At 70.8% G+C, this 19,315-nt stretch carries 10 protein-coding genes; 4 read left to right on the forward strand and 6 right to left on the reverse strand.

Translation table 11 applies throughout. The features are described from left to right. Positions 1-136: 136 nt before the first annotated feature. The 4 genes from IE302_RS32220 to IE302_RS32235 are packed head-to-tail and all read right to left on the reverse strand — an operon-like array spanning position 137 to position 11,073. Positions 137-2,212: a YrhB domain-containing protein gene (locus IE302_RS32220; RefSeq protein ID WP_191258230.1), complete on the reverse strand. Its 2,076-nt coding sequence runs from the start codon at positions 2,210-2,212 to the stop codon at positions 137-139. Further along, the gene (locus tag IE302_RS32225) at positions 2,212-10,344 is read right to left on the reverse strand and encodes a toxin glutamine deamidase domain-containing protein (protein ID WP_191258231.1); all 8,133 of its coding nucleotides are present in this window, start codon (positions 10,342-10,344) and stop codon (positions 2,212-2,214) included. Before IE302_RS32225 ends, IE302_RS32220 begins: the two co-directional genes overlap by 1 nt. Before the next feature lie 16 nt (positions 10,345-10,360). Continuing rightward, complete coding sequence (locus IE302_RS32230; RefSeq protein WP_191258232.1) at positions 10,361-10,705, reverse strand: hypothetical protein; 345 nt, start codon at positions 10,703-10,705, stop codon at positions 10,361-10,363. After that, complete coding sequence (locus IE302_RS32235; RefSeq protein ID WP_191258233.1) at positions 10,702-11,073, reverse strand: YbaB/EbfC family nucleoid-associated protein; 372 nt, start codon at positions 11,071-11,073, stop codon at positions 10,702-10,704. Before IE302_RS32235 ends, IE302_RS32230 begins: the two co-directional genes overlap by 4 nt. A gap of 119 nt (positions 11,074-11,192) precedes the next feature. On the opposite strand from IE302_RS32235, the gene mycP reads away from it, so the two are divergent. Further along, the gene (gene mycP, locus IE302_RS32240) at positions 11,193-12,473 is read left to right on the forward strand and encodes a type VII secretion-associated serine protease mycosin (RefSeq protein WP_191258234.1); all 1,281 of its coding nucleotides are present in this window, start codon (positions 11,193-11,195) and stop codon (positions 12,471-12,473) included. Between the two features lie 140 nt (positions 12,474-12,613). On the opposite strand, the gene IE302_RS32245 is transcribed toward mycP, so the two are convergent. Further along, a complete protein-coding gene (locus tag IE302_RS32245) occupies positions 12,614-12,919 on the reverse strand; it encodes a hypothetical protein (RefSeq protein ID WP_191258235.1) in 306 nt (101 codons plus the stop codon). Between the two features lie 4 nt (positions 12,920-12,923). Beyond that, the gene (locus tag IE302_RS32250) at positions 12,924-13,229 is read right to left on the reverse strand and encodes a hypothetical protein (RefSeq protein ID WP_191258236.1); all 306 of its coding nucleotides are present in this window, start codon (positions 13,227-13,229) and stop codon (positions 12,924-12,926) included. A 142-nt stretch (positions 13,230-13,371) separates the two neighbouring features. Between IE302_RS32250 and eccCa the strand changes: the two genes are divergently transcribed. The 3 genes from eccCa (at position 13,372) to IE302_RS32265 (ending at position 19,309) form a co-directional block, all read left to right on the forward strand. After that, entirely contained in the window at positions 13,372-17,343 is a 3,972-nt protein-coding gene (gene eccCa, locus IE302_RS32255) for a type VII secretion protein EccCa (protein WP_191258237.1), read from the forward strand. Positions 17,344-17,433: 90 nt separating this feature from the next. Continuing rightward, on the forward strand, positions 17,434-17,805 hold the full coding sequence (locus IE302_RS32260) for a hypothetical protein (protein ID WP_191258238.1): 372 nt from the start codon (positions 17,434-17,436) through the stop codon (positions 17,803-17,805). A gap of 34 nt (positions 17,806-17,839) precedes the next feature. Continuing rightward, positions 17,840-19,309 (forward strand): hypothetical protein, encoded by a 1,470-nt coding sequence (locus IE302_RS32265; RefSeq protein WP_191258239.1) that lies wholly within the window; start codon positions 17,840-17,842, stop codon positions 19,307-19,309. Positions 19,310-19,315: the final 6 nt, after the last annotated feature.

The following is a 19,315-nucleotide window of genomic DNA, read 5'->3' on the forward strand; positions in this document are numbered from 1 at the left end:
CGAGCGCCTCACTACACTCCTCACCCAAACCAAGTGATCACCCGTGTTGCAACCACCCCTGGAATCCGCCCCCTCGGCTCAGCCGAGGGAAGGGGGCCTTCACGCGCGACCGCCCGAATCGCCACTCACGACCACCTCAGAGGTCCCGCGGATAACGGACCGCCCACTCCCCGGCGTACCGTTCGTCCGCCGACGGCGGCTGGGCGGAGAAGTGCCAGAACGCGTCACCGGCCACGGTCTCCACCAGATCGCGTGCGGTGAACCGGTCGAGCCATTCCTCAGGCAGGCCCGGGATTCCGGCGCGTGACCCGGCGACGGCCCCGGCGATCGCGCCGGTGATCGCCGTGCGGCCGGAGTGGACGGCCGCGGCCGTCATCGTCCGTCGCGGATCGAAGAAGTACCGGAACGCCACGGCCATGGACCGGCCCAGCGCGTCCACGGCGGAGACGCCGGTGCCGATCGCGTCGAGGTCTTCCGGATCGGGGCCGGTCCGGACGCGCAGCGCGGCGGTCAGGACATCGGCCACCGGCCCGGCCGTCGCTCCTGAGTCGATCAGCCGTCTCGCGAGGACAGGTGGCGGCGCCGGTTCGCTCCGGAAAAGCCCGGCGAACAGGCTCGCCACCGCCGAAGCGGCTTCCGCGGTCACTTCGTCGGCTCCCTCGCCCGAGACCAGCAGCCGGGCGACGCGCGGGGCGGTCTCGCCGCACAAGGCGGCCACGATGCCTGGTACGAGGAATCCGGCGTCGTCACCGGGACCCGGCGCGTCCGGCGGGATCGCGCGCAGTTCCCGGACGCGGCAGAGCCAGCCGTCGTCCTGCGCTTCCTGCCGCCGCCTGGCCTGCACGCCGACCGTCATCAGCCCGCTCGGCACCGCGCCCCGGTATGGCCCGGGCAACGCGCGCAGCAGGCCTTCCGTGGCGAACAGCAGCCGCCGCGTGAGCGGGCCGATCGGGATGAGCGCGTCCTTCGCCGAGCCGAGTGATTCGCCGATGGCGAACCCGACGAACGCACCGGTGACCCGGTGCCAGGCCGACTCGTTCCCGGCGGCTTCCTGGCGGAAGAACTTGCCGGCGGTCGCCGCGTGCGGGCGGATCCGGCCCGCCGCGTCGTACCCGGCGGCGAGTCCATGGGCGCGGAGATCGTCCGGCAAGCGCTGACCGGTGAGATCGTCCAGCGGGGAGTCGACGCCGCCCGGAAGCACGCCGTTGCGCTGTTCCCAAGCCCGGCCGAGGACGAACAGCTCGCATTCCCGTTCCGACAGCTCGAATCCGGCGGACCTGGCCCGGGCGGCCGCTTCCGCGAGGCCGTCGGCCGGGTCGGCGGTCCCCGGTTCCGCCCTGATCCGCTCCGCCGTGACGAGGACGGACTCCGAGTACTCCGGCGAGACCTCCACTTCCCGGGTGGACGGCAGGAGCTCCGGCCACCGCGCCACCGCGTCCGCGAGTTCCTCCGCACCCACTGCGTCGGACGGTACCGAGCCGGGGTTGATCGACAAACCGACTCCGGGGAACTCCCGCACGAACGAAAGGACGTCCGTCCGCAACCATTTCTCCGTACCGGGCGGCAGTCGCCGTCGCGAACCGAACACCCGCAGCGCGGCCGGTTCTTCCTGCCAGAGCACGGGAAGTGGCTTCTCGGTGCGGAAGTCAAGCGGGAGGAGGACTTCCGCACACAGCAGACCGGCGAGATAACGCGGGCGGTCGAACCGATCCGCCGCGAAGTAGCCGAGGAGACGGTCCGCCGGGGTGTCCAGGGGCGAATACCCCAGCCGTTCCGGGCCGGGCCGGTAATCCGGGTTGACCCGGACCTCCCCGGTCTCGGCGCCGTCCGGCGCGTATTTGCGCCACGCCAGCACGGCATCGGACCGGACGCCGAGATACGCCACGCCGCTGCGGCGGAACTCCGGTTCCAGGATCTCCCGCCAGTCGTCCTCACCGGCCATCGGCACGGGACTGCTCGGCCCGGTCCCCTCGCGGCTGGGGTCCGGACGCCGCAGTTCCCCGTCCTCGCGCACGATCAGCGCCGGTTTCGGGACCAGCGAAGCCAGCCTGTCACCACCGTCCAGCGCACGGACCGTGTCGTAGGGCACGAACCAGCCCTCGGGTACGCGCAGCACGTTTTCGCGATCGACCCGGACCGCGTACTCGCCACTGGTCAGCTCCGCGGTCCGCAGCCACTCCTCGACCTTCGCGGCCGCTTCCTGCGCTTGCACTACACACCTCGTTTTCCGGGGAAGGGGAGCAGATGAATCCGCAAAGGACGTTCCGGCAGCAGGGTCAGCCAGCCCGTGAGCGGGTCGAGGAACACGACCCCGTCCGGATGGCGGGCGACCAGGGCCACGTGCGAATCCTCCGTCCCGTTGTCCTTCTCGTAGTAGAAGTTCACCGCGGCCAGCGCTCCGGCCGGGCGGGCCAGCATCGCGGAGATGACGCTGTCGTAACGGACGTCGTCGATTTCCGTCCAGGTTCCGCCGAGGTGCTCCGACACGTAGCCCAGTCTGGCTATTTCGTCCTTCAGTTCCACCGGGACCGGCGGGGCGGTCACGTCTTCGCCGAGCAGCCGTCGCACGTAATGGACCACGGAGCGCGTGCAGTTCGTGTGGAAGCCGAGCTGCGCGGCCCAGTCCGCGTAGTACCCGGGATTGGTCTCCCGCAGCTGGGGAAAGTGTTCCAGGACGAAGGCGACGGCGTCCTTCCAGCGGCCGTCCACGGTGTCCGCGTCCATCGCGGGCAGGGAGTGGAGCGGGGTGGCGCGGAACAACGGCGAGCCGTCCACCGGCCCGGATCCCGGGGCTGGCGGGTAGCGGTCATAGGCGGGATGTCCGTTGTAGCCGTGGTCGGAAGCCACTTCGGACAGCGAACGGAATGTCGCGTTCCCCTCGGGGGAGACCGTGACGATCTTCTCGTCCGTCCGCCGAATCCCCGTGGTTTCGGGAAGACGTAGATTCCCGGGTGCCGCGTCCGCGTCGGTGTAGGGCAGCAAGGCGATCCTGGTGGGCCTCGGCGGCAATTCCATCAGCGAGCCGTCCAACGGATCGAGGAACACGATCCCGTGCCGATCCCTGCTCACCACCGCGACGTGCTTGTTCTCCGTTCCCGTGCGGGTTTTCGAATCCACGGCGAGTACGGCCATCGAGCCGACCGGCCGGTCCAGCATCGCGGAGATCACGCTGTCGTAGTCGGTGCCGTGGCCGTGCTCCCACTCGCCGCCGAGCCGGTCGGCCACGTAACCCAGGGTCCCCAGCGCGGCGTCTTCCGGCCGGAGCGGTGGTGCGGTGACGTCTTCGCCGCGACGGCGGCGTTCGTGATAGACCACCGCTCGCGTGCAGTTCGTCGTGTAGCCGGCTGCCACGGCGTCCTCGCCGTGAAAACCGGGATTGACCTTGCCGAGCTGCGGATGGAACTTTTCGAGATAGGCCTTGACCTCGGCCGGGCGCAGGCGCGCGGTCCCGGCGTGCAGGGCACTCAGCTCGTTGAGCGGCGAGGTTCTGAACAGTTTCGAGAAGCCGTCGGGATTCCCCAGTGCGACGGGATTCGCGCGGTTCAGTTCGTCGAGAGTGATCGGACGGGATCCGGTGGTCGAGTGGAGCATGACCGGCCTCTTCCCGTTCGGTGGGAATTCCGCCCAGCCGTCGCCGACGCCGTAGCCCTCGACGACTCCCTGGCCGAACGGCAGCACGGTGCCGTCCGGCAGTTCGGTACGGCGGCCCAGCACGTGCAGGTCCGCCACCGGCGCCACCACCGGGGCGCCCAGCGCGACGGCGAACCGGCGTGCCCACGTCGCGGAGCGGCAGGACTGCAGCCGCACCGGACGTCCCGGTGTGTAGTACTCGCTGTGCCGTGTCGCGTCGGCGAGTTCCTCGGGACTCGGGAGCGCGCCGTCGTCGTGCACCGTGACCACGTAGGGCTGGGAGGGATCCGGCCGGGTGGCGATCATCGTCCGCAGATGCGCCTGATGGGTTTCCGCCGCGGGCCCGACGGACATCCCCGCGGGCGCGTACCGGACTTCGTGGCCGGAGCCCGGCGTCTGACCCGGATCCCGGGGCGGCGCCTCGGCGGGATTTCCCGTCATCCCGGCGACTTCCAGCTTCTTGACGGCGAAGAGTGCCTTCTTCAGGTCCTTCTCCGCCGCTTTCATCGTCTTGTCGTAGGCGGTGAAGGCCCGGCCCCGTGGAGCGCTGACCTGCCAATAACGATGGAGGGCCCAGTGCAGTGCACCGAGTATCTGGCCGAGCTTCGCGTCCTGGCCGGCTGGCTCACGCCATTTCGGCGCGCTCTCGCGCCGGTAGCGGTCGATGATCCGTTCGATCTCGTTGAGCGCCACGGTGATGCTCTCGGCGCGAGGGCCTGTCCGCCGGGTGGCGTTGATCTGGTGATGGCGGGTGATCGCGTGTTTCAAGCCGGTGAGCGCTTCCCGGACCTCGTCGGTGGCCGGATCCGGCCGTCGCCAGCCCGCCGCGGTCTCGTCGCGGTGCCGTGCGATCGCGTTCCGCAGCTCGGTGACCGCGGCCCGCGTCACGGCAGGGGGCGGTTCTTGCCGGTTCGGGGCGCGGAGTTCCTCGTAGCGATCGATGGCCTTGTGCACAGCGGCTTCGTCGCCGGTCGCGCGGTCACCGGGAACGGACTCCCGCCGGAAGCCGCGGACGGCCTCGTCCACGGCGCCGAGGGCCGCCCGCACGTCGGAGGCGCGCGGCCGTCGCCAGCTCGGTGCGCTCCGGTCCAGGTAAAGTGCGGCGGCATCGTCTACTTTGGACAAACTTTCGCGAGCGGCCCGGATCTCCGCCGGCGGTTCGAGATACCTGGGCCCGGCTTCCTGATAATCGTGGACGGCGTCGTTCAGACCGGCGATCGCCGTCTGGACCGGACCTGCGCCGTGCTGCCCGAGGTGACCGAGATGTGTCACCGCCCGGCTCGCGAGGTCCAGGACGGTGGCCAGCAGGCCCAGTCGCTTGGCCAGCGTCGACCAGTCACCCGAGCGGGCGGCCAGTTCGGCCTGCTCGGCCAGGGCCGACCGGCGGATCTCGTCGAGTTCCGCCAGCGCCCGGTCGCGCACCGCCCGGTCGTGCCAGCGGTCGCCCTCGATCCTCATCGGCCCCAGCTCGTCGAAGGGGGTGGCCCGCGGTGCCGGTGCGGCCCCGGCTTCGACGTTCCGGGTCAGGACCGCCCAGACGTTCGACAGCAGGCCGAGCACGTCCGAGCGGCCCGCCCGCTCCGCTTCGGCCGCGATCGACAGGAACGGCTGGGTCATCCGCTCGGTGAGGAAGTCGGCGAGCGCGGCGGCGTCGTGTTCGTACTCGGCGAACGCTTTCACCGCGTCGGCGTCGGCTTTCTTGTTCCTGGCCGTCAGTTCGACCTGCCGATGCCGCCATTTGTCCCGGCCCACCCAGCCTCCGGTGGCGGCAGCGGTCAAGGCCGCCACCGCGTAGGCGAGGTCCATGCCGAGCGCCAGCGCGGCGGCGGCGGAACCGAAACCACCCACGACGGCGAGGGCCCGCTGGACGTTCTTGTAGTCGGACTTCGACACCGATCCCGGCCGCTCCCGCGGAATCGGCGAGGGCATGGGCCCCGTCCGCTGCGCCGGGACCGGCGCCGGAGCCGCGGGTGGTTCGCCGGGACGGCCGAACAACCGGCGGAGCAAACCGGGCCGTCGCGCCACGGCATCGGCCGCCGCGGTCCGGGCGGCTCCCACCGCCGCCAGCTGCGCGGCCTGGAGCTCCAGATCTTTCGCCTGCTGCGCGTCGAACTGGGCCCTCTTGTCGACGGCCGTCCTGGCGACCTTGTTGATCATTTCGACCTTGTCCACCCGGCTGACCAACGGGATCGCGGGCAGCACGAGCAGGCCTTTGGCGATGCCGTAGGCGAACACGGCTTCGTAGAGGCTGACCTTGAACACCGCGTTCGGGTCGAGCGGCTGCGGCGAGGACGGCCGCAGCGTCCGCCTCCCGATCTGGACGAGCCCTTCGACGCCTTCGGTCGCGGTGGCGCGCATCGGCAGGTCGGGTTCCCTTGGAGGAGCGCCGGGACCCGGGGCGTCCGGATCGGGGACCGGGCGGTCGCTCAGCGCGCGTGCCCGAGCGCGGTCGGCCTTGTCCTCGGCGGGCGCGGCGTCGGCCATGAGCAGACGGGCGTTGCGTTCGCCCGCCTTCAGTTCGGTCCTCACCTTGGCCAGTGCCCGCCTCCACTGCAACAGCGGCGCTGCGATCGCGGCCACCCCGCCACCGATGACGAGCCCCCACTGGCCCGACGCCCCCAGTTCCAGCAAGGGGGACATGCCCACCGCGACCGCGGTCGCCGGAGGAGCCCCGTACCGCAGATAGAAGTGCCGCAGCTTCTGGGTTCCGGCGGCGTCGGTCCCCTTCGGCGATTCGACGGCGCCCAAGTCGGGGCCATGCCCTTCGGGCTGCCCCAGGCGTTCGGCCAGTAGGCGTTCCCGGTCGGTGGGCAGGAAGACCTGCTCGTACTGCCGCTGCGCGTCCAGATCCTTCCTGACGGCGGCGAGGGCCGCGTCGTCCCCGATCTCATGGCGGCGGGTGAGGAGACCGGCGGTCACGGCGGCGAGGATGGTGGCGAGCCCGTAGGCGATACCGGCGTGGACGCTGCCCATGGCGATGAACACCGCGCTCGGGATCGTGCCGGGGATGATCGTGCCGCTGAGCTGGGTGGCGAGATTCTGGCGGGTGGTCGGGAGCCCGTATTGATCATCGAGCGGGCCGAGACGCCGCCACACCGCCGGCGCGACCGGATGGTTCGCCAGAGCGACCGCCCGGTGGGCGAAATCGGGCTGGTTCGGGTTCAGGCCGAGCTCGTCCAGGAGGCCGCTCAGCTCGTCCCGCAGCCGACGCCTCCGCCAAGGGTTCGCCCACGAACGGCTGATCTCCCGGTCGAGCGCGGCGACGCGGTCCAGGCTTTCGTGGTCGGCGGGGGTCAATGTGGCCGGGCCGCCGAGACCCCCGGTCCGATCGAGGTAGCGCGCGGGCGGCGCCGGGGTCGTTCCCTCGGTGTAGCCGGTCAGCCGGGCTTCGAGTTCCGCGCGCTGGGCCTCCGCCATTTTGCCGAGCAGCTTGGGGATCTTCCGCACCGGCGGAGGCTTTTTCCCGTTCCGTACCTGGGCGATGGTGCCCGCCAAGGTCCCGGCGGCGTTCAGTCCGCGGGAATGGATGTCCGCGAGCGCGGATCGCTCGGCTCGGCTCAAGCCCCGCCACACGGCGAAGGGAATCCCCGGCGGTGGCAAGGGCGAGGACGCCGGCGTGTCCGGCCGACCACTGGATTCGGGCTGCGTGGCGGGGACGTCCGGGTCGGGACGAGGAGGCCCGCCGAGCGTCACCGGCCCGGACGGATCCTGCTGGGCGGCCCCGGCGCGGAGATTCGCCAAGAGTTCCCGGGCGGCGTTTCGCGCGATGACGCTTTCGACGTACTCCTGGACTCCCTCCGGTTCCGGCCAAGGCACGCGCCGTCCGGGATCGGACCAGCGTTCCCAGGGACGGAACTCCGGAGCGGGTTTCCCCTGCGCGGCCTGGAAGGGATCGGCCGGGACCTCGGGATCCTTGAGCGGTTCGGGAATCTCCGGATCCTGGGGCAACTCCGGGATCTCGGGTCCCTTGGGCAGTTCGGGGAACACGGTTCCCTCGATGGTCACCGGGACTTCCGGTTCCCTGGGGAGTTCGGGGATCTCCGGTTCCCGCGGCAGTTCCGGGATCTCCGGGGTCACCGGCACAGGCGGGACTTCGGGCGAGGGCACGGGCGTCTTCGGGAAACCGGGCAGATCCGGATCGGCCGGGTGCTCGGGAGCCGCCGGCGCCAGGGATCCCGGAACCGGCCGGTCCGGCCAGCCGACGGCGGGCGGCCGGGGCCAGCCGACCGGGGGCGGTTCGGTCCCGCCGACCCGCGGCGGCTCGGCCCAGCCGACCCGGGGTGTGTCCGGCCACCCGACCCGGGGCGGCTCGGCCCAGCCGGGGTTCATGCGCGAGGGCGAGCCGGGTTCGCCCGGCTTTCCCGGCCCGGTGACCTGATCCGGGACCGCCTCCGCTTCCCGCACCGGCGTCACCGTCATCGGGCGGAGTGGCTCGGGAGTGCCGTCCGGATGGAGGATGATCGGCTTGTTCGGGATGGGCTGGGCGGTCTGCGGTTCGGGCGCCGGTGTTTCGACCCGGGCCTTGGCCGCGGCCGGCGCGCTTTCCGGTTGCGGCGCCTTTTCGATGACCGGCGGACGTGTGTCGAGCGCGACGCTGCCTCTCCCAGCCGCGGCATGGGCGGCGCCTCCGGAGCCTCCCGAGCCGGACGGGTGAGGATTAGGCGGAGGACAGTCGGGGCTCCCGCCTCCCTCGCTGGGCGGACCTTCGTCGTGCGGTCCTTTCCCCGCTTCCTCGTGGGCTTTGCGATATTCATCGGGAAAGTGCGTCCTGACGAATTCTTCGAGCTTCAGTCGCCCCGGAGCCCGGGCGGCCGCGTCGCCGGGTTTCCCGTGGCCGGCGGCGCCGAAGGACGCCGCGTGCTGAGACCAGGCCTTGACCGCGCGGTCCGAATAGACCACGCCGCCGCTCTCTCGGAGCGCCTCCTCGTAGAGCTTTCGCTCCATCCGGGCAACCGCGGCGTCGTCTCGCAGCCGCTGGAGTTCCTCGGGGGACGGCTTGGCCGGGGTCCCGCGACCCGGTCCTCCCGGCTCGGATCGTTTCGCCGGGGAATCCCCGGCGCTCGTGTGCATCGGCGGGGTGACCGCGGGCGCCTCCCGGCCGGGCGCGCTCGACGGCGTGTCGGCACTCCGCGGGTGCGCGGCCTCGGCGCCATGGCCCGACGGCCGGCCGCTGCCACTGTGCTGACCTTCGGGCCTGGTGGCGGGCGCGTGGTCCGCGGCGGTCGACGGCGGGCGGCCGGGAGTCTCCTCACGCGGGTGCGGCGGCCGCGTCTCCGGGGAACCGGACGACGGTTCGTGACGGGCCGAGGGCGGTTCGGCGGAGGAGGTGCGCGGCTCGTGTCCGAGCTTCTCGGGAACGTCCCCTTTGGACATCGGGGGCTGCTCGGCGTGCGAGGCTCGCGGGGTTTCGGCGGGAACCCGTTCGCCGTGCCCGCCGGGTGGCGTCGAGTGCTGTTCCCGTACCGGCGTACCGGACGGCGGATCACCGTCGTGCGGCGCCCTCGGCTCGGGCCGAGCCTCGGGATGCGGCGCCTGCGGCGAGGACGGCTTGGCGGGGCCCGGCCCGTGCGGTTCGGCGCCGGGTCCGCGCGGACCCGTGGCGGGAGTCTCCACCGGACGGTCGTGGATCAAGCGCGCGACTTCGGGCGTGACGGAGGGATGCAGAACGAACTCGTCGCCCTTCGCGATCCTCCTGGCCTTGAGGGTGTCGTCGAGCTTCCCGACGGCCTTGAACAGCCCGTTGGTCAGGGTGGCCTTCTGGATGCCTTCCCCGAACTTGACGACCCGCGGCACCCCGAGGCCCTTTCCGGCCAGCTTGACCGCCGCGCCCAGACCCCGGGTCGGGCCGATCAGCCCGGCGACCATGCCGGTGGTGTAGCCGATGGCGTGCAGGGGAGCGTTGTCCCAATTCTCGTAGTCGACGAAGGCCTTGCCCGCCTTCGCCAGGTAATCACCCAGTACGCCGTCGAACACCTGCTTGTCGACCACCGGGCCGAGCCCGTTCGGCAGCGAGTAGACCGCCAGGGCGGCGAGGAGCTTGTCCATATGGCCCCACGCCACCTGGGCGTTGAACACCGACCAGCTGCCGTCCTCGCCGCGGCCGAACAAGCCGGCCAGCGCCTTTCCCTGGTCCTTGATCGAATCCCACAGTCCACTGAGGAGGTTGTTGCTGGGTTCCTCCTCCTTCGGGAGGGTTTCCGGGTCTTTGAGCCATCCGGCGTGCTGTTCCAGCATCTTGACGACTTCGGTGGCCACGTTCATGGCGAAATGCGCTTGGTTGAGCCTCGCCAGCCGCGGGATGTTGAAGCCCATCGCGGTGTACTGCCAGCTCAGGTCCTCGACGTAGTCCTTGATCGACGTCTTGGCACTCTTGAGGATCGCCGAGTAGAAGTGGTATTCCGCCGCCATGCCGCCCAGCGCGCCGGCGATCTGCCGGAACCCTTCCGGGCCGTTCTTCTGGGTGATGAGGCGCTGCATGAAGCCGCCTGCCGAATCCGGCCAGGTACCGCCTCCGCCGGACGGGTGGATCTGGCTCGCCGTGTAGTCGACGAGGAGCAGGGAATCGTTGAACGTGTCCTTGGCCTTGGTCCATCGGGCGGACAGCTGTTCGGCGAGGGTCTCACTGTCCGGCGGCCAGCCGGCGGACTCGGGCAGCAGCCTGCGGACCGCGTCCCACAGGTCGCAGTCGGGTTGCTGGACGTCGCCGTCGGCCATACTCGCCGGACCCCGTTCAGGAGAGCTGGATGAGGATGTAGTTGGCGGCCTCGGCGTCGTGGGCCTCGTAGGCCTTCACCATGTGCTTGCCCGCCGCCGCGATGTCGCGGTAGAAGCGGGGAACCACCGGTGCCGCTTCCCGGATTGAGGTGTCCGCTTCAGATGTCCGGGAGTTGAACACCGCGCCGAGCAGGCCGTGGCCGAACGTGCCCGGCCGGGGCAGCGTGGCCTCGATGCCGGTCCACGCGGTCGAGAGATGGACGCCCTCCGCGTCGATCACGGTCAGCTTCCGGTCGGTGTCACCGGTGTACATGTCGACGACGTCGTCGCCGTCCATGCTCACCCCGTCGTCCACGCTCATCGCTCGCCTCCCGCGATCCGCCGGTCCAGTTCGTGCAGTACGGGGCCGAGGCGGAGATCGGCCGTCGCAGCGGTGGTGCCGGCGGGGAACAAGTCCGAGATGAGGGCGAAACCCTCGTCCTGGGCGAGTTCGGCCGCGCGGTGGACGGTCTTCGTGATGGCCCGTGCGAGCCCCGTCGAATCGGGGGTGCGGAAGATCCGCGGGTCGAGCCGCAGTTCCACCAATTCGCCGTGCCCGCCGACGGTCGCGCTGATCAGCTCGTCGTCGGATTCCGCCGTCGCCCGGATCCCGGCCATCCGCCGCTGCTGTTCGCGGAGGGCCTGTTCCGTCTTCGCGTATCCGGCTCGCCTGTCGGCGGGACTGTCCACTGTGCCTCCTCGATCCGGGTCCGGTCCGAGTGTTCCCGGAGCGGGGGAGCCGCGAGGCGGCGTGACAGGTTGCGGCCACGGCGGCGAGATCCGGCGCGCGCTGCCCGACGATTGCCGAAATGAGAAGACTTCCGGCACTCGCGGCGGCAGGCGTGCTGGCCGCGGTACACCTGCTCGGCGCGGCTGTCCCGGCGTCGGCGGCTCCTCCGGCAGGGGCCTGCCAAGATCCCGAACCGGCGAGCGAACGGGTCCAGGCACGCCCGTGGCCTCAGCAAACCCTGGACCCGCAACGGGTCTGGCCACGCAGCCGGGGCGCGGGAGTGCTGGTCGCGGTGGTCGACTCGGGCGTCGACGCCGACCACCCCCAGCTGCGCAGACCGGGCAAAGTGCGCCCGGGCCGCGACTTCTACCTCGCGGGAGCGCTGCCGGGCAACTTCGACTGCGTGTCCCACGGCACCGGCGTGGCGGGCATCATCGCCGCCGATCCGTTGCCCGGTATCGGTTTCCACGGCCTGGCGCCCGACGCGGAGATCCTCCCGGTGCGGATCACCGACCGGGACATCAGCGACCGCGGCGAGTCGCTGCGGATCAACCCGGACGCGGTGGCCGCCGGCATCCGGTACGCGGCCGACCAGGGCGCCCGGGTGATCAACCTTTCACTGGCCGGGTTCGCCGATTTCCCCGTCATCCGGGCGGCGGTGGCCCACGCGGTGGCCAGGGACGCGGTCGTGGTGGCCGCGGTCGGAAACTCCCAGCAGAACACGTCCGCCGGGCTGCCGTCCTATCCGGCCTCCTACGACGGCGTGCTCGGCGTCGGCGCGGTGGACCGGGCGGGAGCGCGGATGAACACCTCCCAGGTCGGCCCGTACGTCGGCATCGTCGCGCCCGGGGCCGAGGTGCTCGCCACCACCAGGGAGGACGGGCACGCGCAGGTCGACGGGACCAGTTTCGCCGCGCCGTTCGTCGCCGCGACCGCGGCCCTCGTGCGCTCGGCGTGGCCGCGTTTGTCCGCCGCGCAAGTGATCCAGCGGCTGAAGGCCACGGCCGATCCGGCGCGAGGCGGACTCGGCAGCGCCGCCTACGGTGCCGGGCTGGTCGATCCCTACCGCGCGGTGACCGACGGTCTCGACCCGGAGAAACCCGCGGCGATGCCCGTCTTCGTGCCGCCCGCTCCGGATCTGGCGGGGCTCGAAAAGGCCGCGCGGACCGAGGAAACGGGGACGACGGCGAAGTGGCTGACCGCCGCCGCGATCGGCGCGCTGGTGCTGGCCGGGCTCGCGGCGGCGATCCTTGCTCGCGGGAACAGGCGCCGCTGGCGGCCGGGACGGGTGGCCTCGATGCCCGCCGAACCGCGTCCGGAAGAACCGCCGGAGCAGGTTTTCCTGATCCCCAAACGCTAGCCGGACATGCCGCCGGACCACCCCGACCGACCGCTCGCCTGCCTCCGGCGCTTCCCCTCGCTCATTGCCCACGGACATAAGGAAAGGTCCCGGCGGGCCGAGGCTCGCCGGGACCTTCCGGTCTTCGTCTTTCGCTGCGCTTAGCCGCCCATGCGGGCGATCGCCGAGTCGCGTGCGTTCACCAGCGAGTGGACACCGTTGGTCACGCTTCCGTGCATCTGGTCGTGCGTGTCCCACTGCTCGTTGGCGAGCCGCTGGTTGCGGCTGCCCGCCGCCAGGACGGCGTCACCGTAGGGGCTTCGCGCGGCTTCGTAGGTGAACTCCTGCGTGCCGCGCTGCAGGTGATCGGTGTTGTCCCGCCCCGCCGCACCGGTCGTCTTCGTCCCGGTCGCGGCGTCGAGGGTTTCGCTCACGTGACAGGTGACCCTGTCGGTGTTGAAGGCCATTCGCCTACCTCCCGTAGCTGGTGAATCCGGCCGACGCGTCCGCGTCGGCGCCGCTGTGCGCCTGCAGGCCGTAGTGGACGTTGTCGGCGGTCTCGGTGTATCCGGTGCTCATCTTGGTGACGTTCGTGTCGAGAAGGCCGTAGGCGTCGTTGGCCGCGATGTTCATCCGTCCGCTGTTCATCGAGATCATCGCCTGGCTGATGCCGTTCAACCGCTGCTGGCCGTCGTTGATCTGGCCGGCGACGTCGTTGATGGACGACACGTGATGCTGGCCCGCGACCAGATCGAGATCGACTCCTGGATTCGTCAAGGGTGTTCTCCTTTCTTCCGCCGGATCGGCGATCGCTGTCCGTCTCCCTCGAAATTAGGCCGCCGGGCGCCCGTTCCCGGGCGCCCGGCATCTTCCTGCCATCGCCGCCGTCACGGCCTTCAGGGCGCGGACGATTCGGGGTATGTCGACAGTCGTCGTGAAGAGGCCTGCCCGCCGGCCTGCTCCGGACATGCCCGCCGGGGAGCTGCTTCTGCAGCCGCCGCCGGAGATCCCGCCGCCGCCCGCGAGGCAGTGGACGCAGATCTTCATGGTGCTGCCGATGGTGGCCATGATGGCGGCGATGCTGCTGATGTACTCCGGCTCCATCGGCGGCTCTATGCGGTTCGTCGTCTACGGCCTGATGGGCGTCGGCATGCTCGGCATGGTCGCGATGGGTTTCCTGCAGGGCGGCGGTCCGAGCAAACGGGAAATGGGGCACGCCAGGCGGAAGTACCTCCGTCATCTGTCCCAGCACCGGTTGCGGCTGCGCCGCTCGGCCCGCAAACAGCGCGCCGCGATGGAGTACCTGCACCCGGATCCCGCCTCGCTGTGGTCGCTCGCCGCCAGCTACCGGCTTTGGGAGCGGCGCAAGGAAGACCCCGATTTCGCCGTCGCCCGCATCGCCCGGGGACGGCAGCGGCCCGCGCTCACCGTCGTCGCCCCGGACACGAAACCGCTCGAAGAGCTCGAACCGCTGTCCGCCCTGGCGTTGCGCCGGTTCGTCACCACCCATGCCACGATCGGCCTGCTCCCGATCGCCGTCGCGGTCAACGGGTTCAGCCGGATCCACGTGCGCGGCGACCGCGACCGCGTCCTGGGACTCCTGCGCGCGATGCTGGCCCAGCTGGCCGTCATGCAGTCCCCGGAAGATCTCCGCGTCGCGGTGTGCGTCGGTGAGGATCGGCGCGAGGACTGGGAATGGGTCAAGTGGCTGCCCCACGCCCTGCATCCGGAGCGCACCGACGCGCTCGGCCCGTTGCGCCTGGTCGCCGCGACCGTCCCGGCGCTGGAATCGTTGCTGGAAGAGGAATTGACCCGGCGGCCGAGGTTCGATCCGGAGGCCGGGACCCGGCTCCCCGGCCCGCATCTGGTGGTGGTGCTGGACGGCGGCGCGGTCGCGGGCTCGGACCATTTGATGACCGGTGGCGGTGTCGAAGGCGTGACCGTGGTGGATCTCAGCACCCTGCCGCCGAGGGCTTTCGACCGGACCACCGTGCTTCTCGACGTCGACGCGGACGGCGACCTGATCAGCGAAACCGCCGACGGGACCGTCGAGCTCGGTGAGGCGGACCTGCTCGGCCCGGTGGCCGCCGAAGGTCTCGCCAGGCAACTCGCCCCGCTGCGGCTGACCGCCGGCCTGCGCGACGCGCCGATGAGCAGCGAACTCGGCCTCGCGGAACTACTGGAGCTGGGCGATCCCTTCGAATTCGACCCCGACGACACCTGGGTGCCCAGGCCCAACCGGGACCGGCTCCGGATCAAGCTGGGCATCAAGGAGGACGGCACGCCCATCGAGATCGACCTGAAGGAGTCCGCTCAGGACGGGATGGGCCCGCACGGCCTGCTGATCGGGGCGACCGGTTCGGGGAAGTCGGAGTTGCTGCGCACACTCGTACTGGCACTGGCGATCAGCCATCCGCCGAGCTCGCTGAACTTCGCGCTGGTCGACTTCAAGGGCGGCGCCACCTTCGCCCGGCTCGACGACCTTCCGCACACCAGCGCCGTGATCACCAACCTCGCCGACGAACTGCACCTGGTCGACCGGATGACCGACGCGATCAACGGCGAGCTGATCCGCCGCCAGGAACTGCTTCGCGCGGCGGGGAACTTCTCTTCCCTGCGTGACTACGAGAAAGCGAGGGCGGCGGGCGCGCCCCTGCCCGAGGTCCCCACGTTGCTGGTGATCTGCGACGAGTTCTCCGAACTGCTCTCCGCCAAGCCCGACTTCATCGACATGTTCGTCCAGATCGGACGGGTGGGCCGGTCGCTCGGCGTGCATCTGCTGCTCGCTTCGCAACGGCTGGACGAAGGACGGCTGCGCGGCCTCGAAGCGCACCTGTCCTACCGGATCGGGTTGCGCACGTTTTCCGATATGGACAGTCGCGCGGTGCTCGGGGTGACGGACGCGTTCAAACTGCCGAGGGCGCCGGGCCACGGGTTCCTCAAGGTCGGCACCGAGCCGATGGACCGGTTCCGCTCCGCCTACGTGTCCGGTGTGTACCAGCGCGCCACCGGATCCGGCGCGCCTTCGGTCTCCGGGGAGGCTTTCGCGCTGCACGAGTACACCACCGCCTACCTCGCCCCCGACCTCGACGAGGACCCGGAGGACAAGCCCGCGCCGGAGGATGATCCGGAGCTGGCCACCGGCGAGACCCTGCTGGACATCCTGGTCGACCGGCTGGAGGGGCGGGGAACCCCGGCCCATCAGGTGTGGCTGCCGCCGCTGGGCGAGTCGCCGACCCTCGACCAGGTGCTGCCCCCGCTGGTCGTCCACCCGCGGCGCGGGGTGACCGCCGACGCGCCCGCGATGGCGGGCGCGCTCCGGCCGGTGCTCGGCGTCGTCGACCGTCCTTACGAGCAGCGGCGGGATCCGCTGACGCTGGATCTGTCCGGCGGCGCCGGGCACGTGCTGGTGCTCGGCGGGCCCCGCTCCGGCAAGAGCACCGCGCTGCGCACGATCATCACCGGCCTGGCGCTCACGCACACGCCGCGGGAGACCACGTTCTACTGTCTCGATTTCGGTGGCGGCGGTCTCGCTTCGATCGCCGGGCTGCCTCATGTCAGCGGCGTTTCCGGCCGTCTCGACACGGGCGCCGTCCGCCGCACCGTCGCCGAGGTGGCGACCATCCTCGCGCAACGGGAGCGGCATTTCGCCGAGCACCGGATCGACGGGATGGCCACCTATCGCAAACTCCGCGCGGAGGGCCGGTTCCCCGAAGACCCGCACGGTGACGTGTTCCTCGTCATCGACGGCTGGCTGACGCTGCGCGGTGACTTCATGGATCTCGAAGAAACGGTCAACGACATCGCCGGCCGCGGTCTCGCCTTCGGGGTCCACGTCGTCGCCGGCGCCACCCGGTCGTTCGATCTGCGGATGAACGTCAGGGACCTGTTCGTCAGCACGCTGGAACTGAAGATCGGCGATCCGATCGACTCGATCATCGACCGGCGGGCCGCGATGAGCGTGCCCCCCGATTCCCCCGGCCGGGGCGTCGCGATGTCCGGGCATCAGATGCTGATGGCGCTGCCCCGGGTGGACGGGGTGAGCGGCGCCGACGATCTGGCCGCCGGGGTCGCCGCCCTCGTGACCGCGGTCGAGAAGGCCTGGCCGGGCGAGCCCGCGCCTTCGGTGCGGCTGCTGCCGCCGGTCCTGCCGTACGCGGAACTTCCGGCCGCCGACGAAGTATCCGGACCGGACGCGGGTTTCGCCGTCGGTATCCACGAACGCGACCTCGGCCCGCTGCGGCTCGACTTCGCCGACGATCCGCATTTCCTGGTGGTGGCGGACATCCGCAGTGGCAAGACCAACTTCCTCCGGGTGCTCGCCAGGCGGATCTGCCAGGCGTACACGGCGGAAGAGGCGCAGATCGTCGTCGTCGACCACCGCCGGGGATTGCTCGGCGAGATCGACGACGAGTACCTGATCGGCATGGGTGTCAACGACACGCACAGCTCCGGACTGATGGCACAGGTGGCCGAACAGCTCGCCGCCCGCCTGCCCGGCCCGGACGTCACCGCCGAGCAACTGCGCAACCGCAGCTGGTGGACCGGCCCGGAGATCTTCGTGCTCGTCGACGACTACGACATGGTGGCGACGCACAAGGACCATCCGCTGTCCGCGCTCTACTCGCTGATCGCGCAGGCTTCGGACATCGGCCTGCACGTCGTGCTGGCCCGTCGCAGCGGCGGCGCGGGCATCGGTCTCGGGGAACCGTTCCTCGCCAGGCTGCGGGACGTCGGCGCGTCCGGCCTGATGATGTCCGGCGACCGCGACGAGGGCCCGCTGCTCGGCGGGATGCGCCCGCAGGTACTGCCGCCCGGCCGGGGCTGGCTGATCGACCGGCGCGGCGGCAAGAGCCTGACGCAGATCGCTTGGCTGCCACCGAAGGAATGACAACGGCGCGTGGCCGCTTCCGGCCGCGGCCCGTCCGCCACGCCGCCGGCGTGGTCGACTTCGACGACGTACGGAAACGAGGAGCGTGACATGGGATCCGGCGAAGACGTCGACGGGGATGTCCCGGTGATGATTCAGGCCGCACAGAGTTTCAACAACATCGTCCAGGAAGTCCCGAAACTGATGGCGCGCCAGGTCGACGGCGCGTGCGGTGGCGGTCTCGACGAATGCGCGGCACTCGTCCAGGCCGACGCCGCGGCCACTCGTGCGCTGCAGACGTTCGTCATGCGGGTGCGCTACGGCATCGCCGCGTACGGCAAGTTCGCCAAGACGTCCGGTATCGCCTACCGGGACGCCGACGCCGCGGCGGCCGCCGGTCTCGTCCTCGGCTGGAAACTGCAGAACGTCGGGATCGGCCTGCCGGCACTGGACAGCTACCAGCAACCGCAGGCGAAGAAGTAGGGACGCCCCATGGCCCCGGAGAAGGTTCGCGACAATGGGTGACTACGACAAGCTCTCCTTTTTCCAGTTGCACGACAAGATCACGGCCGAGCACCAGCACATCGGCAGGCTCGAGGGCGCGGCCGTCATGTGGGACGAAGGCGCCCAGTGGATCGGCGACACGCTGGCCAGGTTCAAAGGGGAGGTCGAGAAGCTCGCCGCCGCCTGGCCGGACAAGGCGGGTGACGCGTTCGCCGTCCAGGCACAAGGCGACATGAACGTCCTGCGCTCCTGGGTACGGGGGGAAGGCGAGCAGGTCGCCCTGCCCGCCCAGCAGATCTCGACGAGCCCAGGGGAAGGCTGGAAGTACACCGAACAGGGCATCGTGGCGTCCAAAGTGGCCGAAAAACTCCGCGCCCTGGCGCAGCAGCTCCAGTTCGTGTTCGCCAGCGTGGACGGGTTCTTCCGTGACTACCACGCCTCGTTCGACGGGGTCAGGGCCGCCGAAGCGGGCGACGACCGGAAGAACGCCGAGGAGCACTACCGGCAGGAATCCCTCAAGTTGATCGTCCCGCTCGCGACCGCCTACGGCGCGGTGAAGGATCTACTGCCGGGTGCCGCGGGCAGGGGGTGGAGCGGCGCGCAGAGCGAGGTGGTCCCGGAACTCCGGTCCGATCGGCAGCCCGGTGACGGAACACCCGTCGCGAACGGCGGGGATCCGGGCGCCACCGGGGGAGACCCGGGATCGCCGGGGCCTGCCGAAGCCCCGCAAGAGAATCCGGCCGAAACACCGGAGAGCCCGGCGGAGCAGAAGCCGCTCACCCTCAAGGAACAGCTGGAGCTGGCCTCGCAGGGGCTCGACGTCGCGGGCAAGGTGGTCGACCTCGGGGACAAGCTGGCCGACCAGTTCCTCGGCTCCGGTACCCCCGGTTCGGTGGACTTGCCCGATCCGGCGACCGTGCCGAACGCGTGGGAGGGCTGGAAACCCGGCGATCTGCCGTCGCTGAGCGGACTGCCCGGTGCGGGAGATCCTTCGGGACTGCCCGGTCTCGCCGGTCTCTCGGACGGCGGCGGCGGGATCGGAGGCGGCTTGGGCGCGGGCGGAATCGGCTCGGGCGGTGGTGTTCCTTCGGCACCAGGTGCTGTCTCGCCGCTGCCGGGCATCGCGGGAGCCGGGACCGGTCTTCCGGGAACCACCGCGGGAACCGGTGCGGCGGGCGGGACCACGGGGTCGATGGGCGGCAGCCCCGGGATGATGCCGATGTATCCGCACAACGGCGCGGGCGGGCGAGCGGGCGGCGGCGACATCAGGCCGGGAGCCGCCGAACAGGTCAACGCGGTCCGTTCCCGCAAACCCGAAGGCAATCCCGGCGTTGCGCTGCGAGGCAGGGCGGGCGCGGCGCCCCGGCCGCCGGTCACCCGCAGCCGCCCCGCCGTCGAGAACGACGTCGTGCACGTGCTCGACGAAGAGTTGTGGCAGGTCGATCCCGTCATCGATCGACCGCACCATCGCACCGGATACTAGGAGGAG

Origin of the sequence: Amycolatopsis oliviviridis, assembly GCF_014654365.1 — a bacterium.
GTDB lineage: Bacteria > Actinomycetota > Actinomycetes > Mycobacteriales > Pseudonocardiaceae > Amycolatopsis > Amycolatopsis oliviviridis.